At 63.2% G+C, this 2603-nt stretch carries 1 protein-coding gene; it reads left to right on the top strand.

What is annotated here, in order from left to right:
• Window positions 1-2603, top strand: a 2603-nt coding sequence (locus ACCD11_RS28250) for a beta strand repeat-containing protein (protein WP_413316431.1), incomplete at both ends; no start/stop codon positions are given.

Below are 2603 nucleotides of genomic sequence, written 5' to 3'. Positions count from 1 at the left end.
AGCGGCATCACCAGCCTGTCTTCTGGTCTGAGCACCACCAACAGCAATGTGACGAGCTTGTCGACCTCGACCTCCACAGGCCTGAGCACCGCAACCAGCGGCATCACGAGCCTGTCAAGCGGCCTGAGCACGACGAACAGCAATGTCTCCAGCTTGTCGACTTCGACTTCGACGGGTCTTAGCACCGCGACGAGCGGTATCGCCAGCCTGTCGAGCAGCCTGAGTACGACCAACAGTGCTGTCGCCAGCCTGTCGACTTCGACCTCCACGGGGCTGAGCACGGCCACCAGCAGCATCAGCAGCCTGTCGACCTCGACCTCCACCGGCTTGAGCACATCGACGAGCGGCATCGGCAGCCTTTCGACGGGCCTCAGCACAACCAACAGCAATGTGAGCAGTCTGTCGACTTCGACTTCGACGGGTCTGAGCACTGCGACCAGCGGTATCGGTAGCTTGTCTACCAGCCTCAGCACAACGGACAGCAACCTGGCCAGCCTGTCTACATCGACCTCGACGGGCCTGAGCACTGCAACAAGCGGCATCAGCAGCCTGTCGACGGGGCTCAGCACGACGAACAGCAACGTTGCCAGCTTGTCGACTTCAACGTCCACCGGGCTGAGCACCGCGACCAGCGGTATCAGCAGCCTCTCCACCGGCCTGAGCACGACGAACAGCAGCGTGGGTAGCTTGTCGACCTCGACGTCGACGGGCCTGAGCACAGCTACCAGCGGTATCACCAGCCTGTCGAGCGGCCTGAGCACGACCAATAGCAACGTCGCCAGCCTGTCGACCTCGACCTCCACGGGGCTCAGCACCGCGACCAGCGGCATCACAAGTCTGTCGAGTGGCTTGAGCACGACGAACAGCAATGTGGCCAGCCTGTCGACCTCGACGTCGACCGGCCTGAGCACGGCTACGAGCAGCATCGGCAGCTTGTCCACGTCGACTTCGACGGGTTTGAGCACTGCGACCAGCGGCATCACCAGCCTGTCGACGGGCCTCAGCACGACCAACAGCAGCCTCAGCAGCCTCTCAACTTCGACATCCTCGGGCCTGAGCACCTCCTTCAGCGGCATTGGAAGCTTGTCGACGGGGCTGAGCACGACGAACAGCAACCTGAGTACGCTGAGTTCGTCGGTCAGCACGATCTACAACACCGGTACGAAGTATTTCCATACCAACAGTACGGGTGCAGACAGTCAGGCTCTCGGTGCCGACAGCGTGGCCATCGGCCAGAACGCGATATCGAATGGCAACGCCAGCGTGGCGCTGGGCTTGAATGCGCAGACCAACGTGGCCAACAGCGTAGCGCTGGGCGCTGGCTCAGTGGCCAACGTGGGGGCGCTGACCAACTACACCGCCTTCGGCCTAGCCGCGCCGCAAACCTCGTCGGGCGAGGTAAACGTGGGCAATCGCCAGATCACGGGGGTGGCCCCGGGCAGTGCTCCGCAGGATGCCGTCAATGTCAGCCAACTTTCCACGACCGCGGGTTCGTTGTCGACCGGCCTGAGCACGACCAACAGTGCCGTCGCCAGCCTGTCGACCTCGACCTCCACGGGGCTGAGTACGGCCACCAGCGGCATCTCCAGCCTGTCGACCGCTTTGAGCACGGCGGGCAGCGGTCTCGACAGTCTGTCGACCGGCCTGAGCACGACCAACAGTACTGTTGCCAGCTTGTCGACCTCGACGTCAACCGGCCTGAGCACTGCGACGAGCAGTATCGGCAGTCTGTCGACTTCGACTTCCACGGGGCTGAGCACGGCCACCAGCGGTATTTCTAGCCTGTCGAGCGGCTTGAGCACCACCAACAGCAACGTGGCCAGCCTGTCGACTTCGACCTCGACGGGCCTGAGTACTGCGACAAGCGGCATCAGCAGCCTGTCGACGGGTCTCAGCACGACAAACAGCAACGTGGTTAGCCTGTCCACGTCGACCTCGACCGGTTTGAGCACGGCGACCAGCGGTATCGCCAGCCTGTCGACCTCGACGTCTACCGGGCTGAGTACGGCTACCAGCAGCATCGACAGCTTGTCCACGTCGACTTCGACCGGCTTGAGTACCGCGACGAGCGGCATCAGCAGCCTTTCGACGGGCCTCAGCACAACCAACAGCAATGTGAGCAGCCTGTCGACTTCGACCTCGACGGGCCTGAGCACGGCCACCAGCGGCATCACCAGCCTGTCCACCGGCCTGAGCACGACGAACAGCAACGTCGCCAGCCTGTCGACCTCGACCTCCACCGGCTTGAGCACAGCGACGAGTGGCATCAGCAGCCTGTCGACGGGTCTCAGCACGACGAACAGCAATGTGGCCAGCTTGTCGACGTCGACCTCCACAGGCCTGAGCACGGCGACCAGCGGCATCAGCAGCCTGTCGACGGGCCTCAGCACGACCAACAGCAACGTCGCCAGCTTGTCGACCTCGACTTCGACGGGCCTGAGCACTGCAACAAGCGGCATAAGCAGTCTGTCCACCGGCCTGAGCACTGCGACAAGCGGTATCACCAGCCTGTCGAGCGGCCTGAGTACGACGAACAGCAACGTCGCCAGCCTGTCGACCTCGACCTCCACCGGTCTGAGCACGGCCACGAGCAGCATCGACAG

It is taken from the genome of Variovorax sp. Varisp36 (assembly GCF_047304235.1).
GTDB lineage: Bacteria > Pseudomonadota > Gammaproteobacteria > Burkholderiales > Burkholderiaceae_C > Variovorax.
The sequence above is the reverse complement of the archived record's forward strand: the minus strand, read 5'-3'. Positions and strand labels throughout refer to the sequence as shown.